The sequence below is a fragment of the Actinosynnema sp. NPDC059335 genome (genome assembly GCF_042752395.1).
In the GTDB taxonomy this organism is placed as follows: domain Bacteria; phylum Actinomycetota; class Actinomycetes; order Mycobacteriales; family Pseudonocardiaceae; genus Actinosynnema.
Map to the genome: position 1 here is coordinate 1 of NZ_JBHYXZ010000061.1, position 5195 is coordinate 5195.

The window sequence follows — 5195 nt, forward strand, 5'->3', positions numbered from 1 at the left end:
CCCGGTACGGGGTGCGGCGGCCCGTGCTCATATGAAAAATGCGGGTCCGTTTTCTGTGGAGGCCCCACGGGAAGTGGCATCCGCGGCGTGTCCATCACCGTGACGATCACCTGGAACACCGGCGAGACCACGACCGTGTCCGCCGTCGGGGTCGTCGTGCTGCGGCCCGCCAACGAGGTCGTCGTGGTCTACCAGGGCACGGTGACCGCGGGCCGGTTCAGCGGCGCGTCGGTCGTGATGTCGGCGGCCCTGGTCAACACCACGCCGGCGCAGTGCTTCACCGCCGCGGGCGTCACGCACACCGAAGGGCCGGCCGCCATCGTCGTCACCGACGTGGTCTGACGCTCCGGGACCGGTTTCGCCGAGCGCCCCGTCGCCGGACGGCGTAGCGTTTCGCCGCACTTCGTGGCCGAGCGCCGGGCCGGTGGACCGGGGCGAGGAGGGCGTCGTGGTGGGGGACCAGGGTGGGTGCCGGTGGACCGGCGGTTCCTGGGACTGGACCGGCGGACGTTCACGCCCGCGCTGGTCGTCCTGGCGATCGCGCTGGTGCTGATCTACGGGGTGCCGGGCCTGAACGCGGCGATCCCGTGGCACCACGAGATCCGCGCCGGTGACGTGCTGGACCTCGGCGACGGCGGTGCCACCGGTGGGGTGGCAGTTGGAGGACGGCACGCTGGTCGGCGGCGCGGGCGCGTCGCCGACGGACCTGGACGTCGTGCCGGCGTCGTGCGCGCCCGGATCGACCTGCGCGGCACGGCGTTCGACGGGACGGCCGCGCAGTTCCTCGCCCGGGTGCGGCGCGCGTCGGGCGACGCCGCCGCGGTCGTCGGCGCGCAGGGCACGGTCACCACGGGGGCGGGCCTGGTCGGGGTGGCGGAGAGCGGCACCGGGCCGTCCGGCGACGAGCTGGACGTGGCGTTCAAGATGTCGACCGGGACGGCGCGGGAGGTCGACGCGGCCCCGGCGCTGCTGGTCCGCGTCCGCGCCGCGCCCGGCCGGTTCGAGCGCTACCGGGACGAGGTGGCGGCGCTGCTGCGCAGCATCACGCCGGGGGACCGGTGACCCCGGCCAAGGCGGCGCAGGTGGCCGCGATCGAGCAGTCCGGGTGGGGCGGGCCGTACCGGTTCCTTTAGCCGGACAACCTGGCGTTCCGGGTGTACCTGGTCGGCGTCGGCGGCGGTGCGCTGCCCAAGCTGCGCTACTTCGGGCCGGGAGCCGCGTTCCACACGCCGGCGCCGGCGGGCGGCGTGCTGCTGTTCGGGCTGTACCCGGTGCCGTGGCTGCTGCTGTTGGGGCACCACAACCGCTTCACCGCGCTGCCGGCCGGGCTGCTCGCGACCGGGTTCTCCTGGGGCGGAGTGGCCGCCACGTTTTGGATCGCGCTGCCGGCCAACAACGCGTTGCCGGAGATCTGGACCAAGCTCGCCGGCACGTCGTTCGCCTCGGACCGGGCGGCCGGCCTGACCGCGCCGGTCACCGAGGAGACCGCCAAGGCGCTGGGCCTGGTCCTGCTCGTCGGCCTGGCTCCGCGCCTGGTCCGCAGCGCCTACGACGGGTTCGTCATCGGCGCGTTCACCGGTCTGGGCTTCCAGGTCTTCGAGGACGTGCTGTACGTCTACAACGGAGCCGCCCGGCTGTACGGGGTGGACCAGTTCGGCTCGTCGCTGCACCTGTTCCCGGTGCGGGGCGCGAGCGGGATCGTGTCGCACGCGCTGTTCGGCGCGATCTTCTGCACCGGCCTGATGTGGGTGCTGGGCCGCGCGCCGGGCGAGCGGCACGTGGCGCGCGGCGCGCTCACCACGCTGACGGCGATGGTGTTCCACTTCGCCCGGGACGACATGGCCGGCCTCAGCGGCGGCTCGAACCGGTTCGTCGGGCGCGCCCGGAGCGAACTGCTGCGCTTGCGCGGGTGACGCGAGCGGGCGTCAGTCCCGGACTCGCTCGGCCACGTCGGGTGTCCGAGGCTGTTGCGCCTGCGCGGGTGACCAGCGCGGCGGCAGCACCTGAGCGCCCGGCGTCGTGCGGCCCGGAGCGAACTGCTGCGCTTGCGCGGGTGACGAGCGGGGCGTCAGTCCCGGACCTGCGCGGCGATGTCGAGCGTCCGGGCGCGTTCCTCGGCGGTGCCGACCGGCATGACGATCAGGTCGGTCGCGCCGGCGTCGCGGTAGCGGCGCAGTTCGCGCAGCACGGTCTCCTCGTCGCCGGTCACGAGCGCGTCGGCGGGCCCGGCCAGGCCGCCGCGGTCGAGCATCGCCCGGTACGCCGGCAGCTCTCCGGACCCGCCGTACCGGGCGGCGACCCGGTCCCGCGCGCCGTCGGGGTCGTCGGTCACGGTCACCATCGGCATCACCGCGATCCGCGCGCCGTCCAGGCGGGGGACCAGGTAGTCGGCGACGGTGCCGGGCCGCACCCAGATGGCGATCGTGCCGTCGGCGTGGTCGCGCGCCACCCCCAGCATCTTCGGTCCCAGCGCGCCGACGAGCACCTTCGGCGGCGTCACGCTCACTTCGAGCTTCGTGTCGACGGTGAAGAACTCGCCGCGGTGGGTGACGTGCTCCCCGGCTATGAGGGGGCGCAGCACGTCCAGGTACTCGCGGGTGTGCCGTAGCGGCGCGGTGTGGGGGATGCCGAACCAGCCGGTGATCGCGGCCGCGTGGCTGGGGCCGATGCCGAGTGTGAGGCGTCCGCCGGTGAGCGCCTGCACGGTGACCGCCTCGGTGGCGAGCGCGACCGGGTGACGCGGGTAGGTGGGCACGACCGCGGTGCCCAGCTCGGCGGGTCCGCCGGTCATGCCGGCCAGCACGGTCAGCGGGTCCCACCCGCCGGGCAGCTGGTTGGTCCAGGCGCTGTCGAGCCCGCGCGCGGCCGCGTCGGCGGCGTCGGCCAGCACGTCGTCGACCGGGCCGTAGGCGGTGATGTGGGTTCCGATCCGCATGCCGCCAGTCCAGCGGGCGGAGCCCCGGCGAACCAGCGCCAACCCGTCCGCGCAGCGATCAGCGAACGTGATCGCCGTAGCATCGGCGGGGTGGAGCTGCGCGCGTTGCGGTACTTCGTCACGGTCGCCGAGGAGCTGCACTTCGGGCGCGCGGCGGAGCGGCTGGGCATCGTGCAGCCGGCGGTGAGCCAGCAGGTGGCGCGGCTGGAGCGGGAGCTGGGTGTGCGGCTGCTGGACCGGACGCCGCGCCGGGTCCGGCTCACCGACGCGGGCCTGCGGGTGCTCGCCGCCGCCCGGGACGCGCTGGCCGCGGCGGAGAGGGTCCGCGCGGTCGCGCACCGGCTGCCGGGCACCGTGCGGATCGGCACCGCACCCGGCCTGACCGGCAGGCTGGAACGCGGCATCGACGCGTTGCGCGCCGCCAACCCGCGGCTCGACGTGGTGCTGGTCGACCTGCCCCTGCCCGCGCGGCTGACCGCCGTGCGCCAGGGCGAGCTGGACCTGGCCCTGGCCCGCGGGCCGGTGGCGGCGCCGGGCGTGCGGGTGCTGCCCGCGTGGTCCGAGCCGCTGCACGCGGTGGTCTCGGTGCGGCACCGGCTCGCCGACCGCGCCGCGGTGTCCCCGCGCGACCTGGCCGGCTTCGCGCTGCGGGCGCCGTCCCGCCGCGCCGACCCGCCGCTGCACGACGCGATCACGTCCGCGCTGCGGGAGCTGGGCGTGCACCCGCCGTTGGGCCGGCCGACCGGCACGGTGCAGGACACGGTGGTCGAGGTCGGGGCCGACCCGACCAGTTGGGCGCTGCTGCCCGCGGACCAGCTCGCGGACGCGGCCTCCACGCGGGTGCGCGCGATCCCCCTCGACCCGCCGCTCCTGGTGGCGGGCAACGTGATCACCCCCGACGACGACACGCCCGAGCACTGCACGCACACCACGGTCGCCGCGTTCCGGTGAGCGGCGCCGGGCCGCCCCGGGGTCGATTACGAAGGGCGAAGTCCACACCACCCCATCGCACACACGGCGCGCCCATCGTGGGATGGTGCCCCCGCCGTCGGCGGCGATACCGTCGCTCCCGAAATCCGCGACGTTCCGGCGGTTTTCGGGAACAGGCCGTCGGCCACCGGGAAGAAGGATGTCATGAGCAACCGCTACCGGGCGAAGATGTCGGCGGTGGCACTCGCCGCCGTGGCCCTCCTGGGCGCGGCGCCGGGCATTTCCGGCGCGTCACCCCTCCAGGTGGACGGGACCCGGTCCGCCGCCGAAGCACCGCCCCGAGCCCCGGTGCGCCTGGGCGTGTGCATCCCGATGCACGTCCCCGAGGGCACCGAAGTCGACAACCAGAACAACGTCCGGCTGTACTTCTACCAGAACGACCGGTGCAAGGCCCCGGCCGCGTTCGTGGTCGAACCCTTCACCAAGGAGGACACGCCCACCTGGGCGGACAGCTATTGGATCGAACCGCTCTGGCCGTAGGCGTCGGCATCGGCGTCCACGGTGAGGCAATAGCCGTCCGCGCCGCGAACCGTTTCCGAGGCCGCGAACTCCACGCGGGCGTCCCCGACCGGTCGTCCCCCGTGCGCGTGCCGGCGGGGGTCCGCGCATACTGCCCGGGTGCCAGGTGGGACGAAGGAACGGTTTCCCCGGTGGGTCTACGGCGTCGGCGAGGAGCCCGACCCGCGGTTCACCATGGCCAACGAGCGGACGTTCCTGGCCTGGATGCGCACGTCGCTCGCGCTGGTCGCGGGCGGGGTGGCGCTGGAAGCCCTCCACCTGCCGCTCCAGCCGACGCTGCGGCTGGTCGCGTCCATCCTGTTGCTGGTGCTGGGCCTGGTCGCCGTCCTGCAGGGGTGGTGGGGCTGGGCCCGGACCGAACGCGCCATCCGCCGGGGCGACCCGTTGCCGTCATTGGGCCCGGCGGTCGTGCTCGCGGTCGGCGTGGCGGTGGTGATCGTGCTGGTGCTCGTCGCCGTCCTGACCCGGTGACCGCCGTGACGCCGACGGGGGATCGCGGCCTCCAACCCGAGCGGACCGTCCTGGCGTGGCGCCGCACGGTGCTGGCGCTGGCCGTCGGCTCGCTGCTGTCGCTGCGACTGGTGGCCGCGCCGTGGGGCCCGTGGGCGGGCGCGGGAGGTCTGGTCGTGGCGGCGGGCCGGGGGGTGGCCCCCCCACGCCCCGCCCCGCCCCCCGCAACCGCCGGGGGGCCCGTTTCCCGCGTTCGGGGGTATGGGGTCGGGGGATCGATTCGGGTAGCCTGCCCCAGGAC

General features: G+C 75.1%; 8 protein-coding genes. 7 read left to right on the forward strand and 1 reads right to left on the reverse strand.

Annotation, left to right across the window (positions count from 1 at the left end; translation table 11 throughout):
* Window positions 1–87 precede the first annotated feature (87 nt).
* From ACFXGA_RS20155 to ACFXGA_RS20165, 3 genes are all read left to right on the forward strand, one after another.
* Window positions 88–342: a hypothetical protein gene (locus ACFXGA_RS20155; protein ID WP_378090002.1), complete on the forward strand. Its 255-nt coding sequence runs from the start codon at window positions 88–90 to the stop codon at window positions 340–342.
* Window positions 343–474: 132 nt separating this feature from the next.
* Complete coding sequence (locus ACFXGA_RS20160; RefSeq protein WP_378090005.1) at window positions 475–1062, forward strand: hypothetical protein; 588 nt, start codon at window positions 475–477, stop codon at window positions 1060–1062.
* Between the two features lie 92 nt (window positions 1063–1154).
* The gene (locus tag ACFXGA_RS20165; protein ID WP_378090007.1) at window positions 1155–1913 is read left to right on the forward strand and encodes a PrsW family glutamic-type intramembrane protease; all 759 of its coding nucleotides are present in this window, start codon (window positions 1155–1157) and stop codon (window positions 1911–1913) included.
* A gap of 155 nt (window positions 1914–2068) precedes the next feature.
* On the opposite strand, the gene ACFXGA_RS20170 is transcribed toward ACFXGA_RS20165, so the two are convergent.
* Window positions 2069–2935 carry a TIGR03564 family F420-dependent LLM class oxidoreductase gene (locus tag ACFXGA_RS20170; protein WP_378090009.1) on the reverse strand — a complete coding sequence of 289 codons (867 nt, stop codon included), beginning with the start codon at window positions 2933–2935 and terminating at the stop codon, window positions 2069–2071.
* Between the two features lie 90 nt (window positions 2936–3025).
* On the opposite strand from ACFXGA_RS20170, the gene ACFXGA_RS20175 reads away from it, so the two are divergent.
* From ACFXGA_RS20175 to ACFXGA_RS20190, 4 genes are all read left to right on the forward strand, one after another.
* The gene (locus tag ACFXGA_RS20175) at window positions 3026–3886 is read left to right on the forward strand and encodes a LysR family transcriptional regulator (protein WP_378090011.1); all 861 of its coding nucleotides are present in this window, start codon (window positions 3026–3028) and stop codon (window positions 3884–3886) included.
* A 183-nt stretch (window positions 3887–4069) separates the two neighbouring features.
* On the forward strand, window positions 4070–4405 hold the full coding sequence (locus ACFXGA_RS20180) for a hypothetical protein (RefSeq protein WP_378090013.1): 336 nt from the start codon (window positions 4070–4072) through the stop codon (window positions 4403–4405).
* 138 nt (window positions 4406–4543) lie between these two features.
* Window positions 4544–4915, forward strand: a complete 372-nt coding sequence (locus ACFXGA_RS20185; protein WP_378090015.1) for a YidH family protein — start codon at window positions 4544–4546, stop codon at window positions 4913–4915.
* A gap of 5 nt (window positions 4916–4920) precedes the next feature.
* The coding region (locus ACFXGA_RS20190) for a DUF202 domain-containing protein (protein WP_378090099.1) at window positions 4921–5195 on the forward strand (275 nt) is incomplete at its 3' end.

Coding starts and splice junctions, on each gene's coding strand:
- ACFXGA_RS20170 (WP_378090009.1), bottom strand. CDS start 2,935: ATGCGGATCGGAACCCACATCACCGCCTACGGCCCGGTCGACGACGTG.
- ACFXGA_RS20180 (WP_378090013.1), top strand. CDS start 4,070: ATGAGCAACCGCTACCGGGCGAAGATGTCGGCGGTGGCACTCGCCGCC.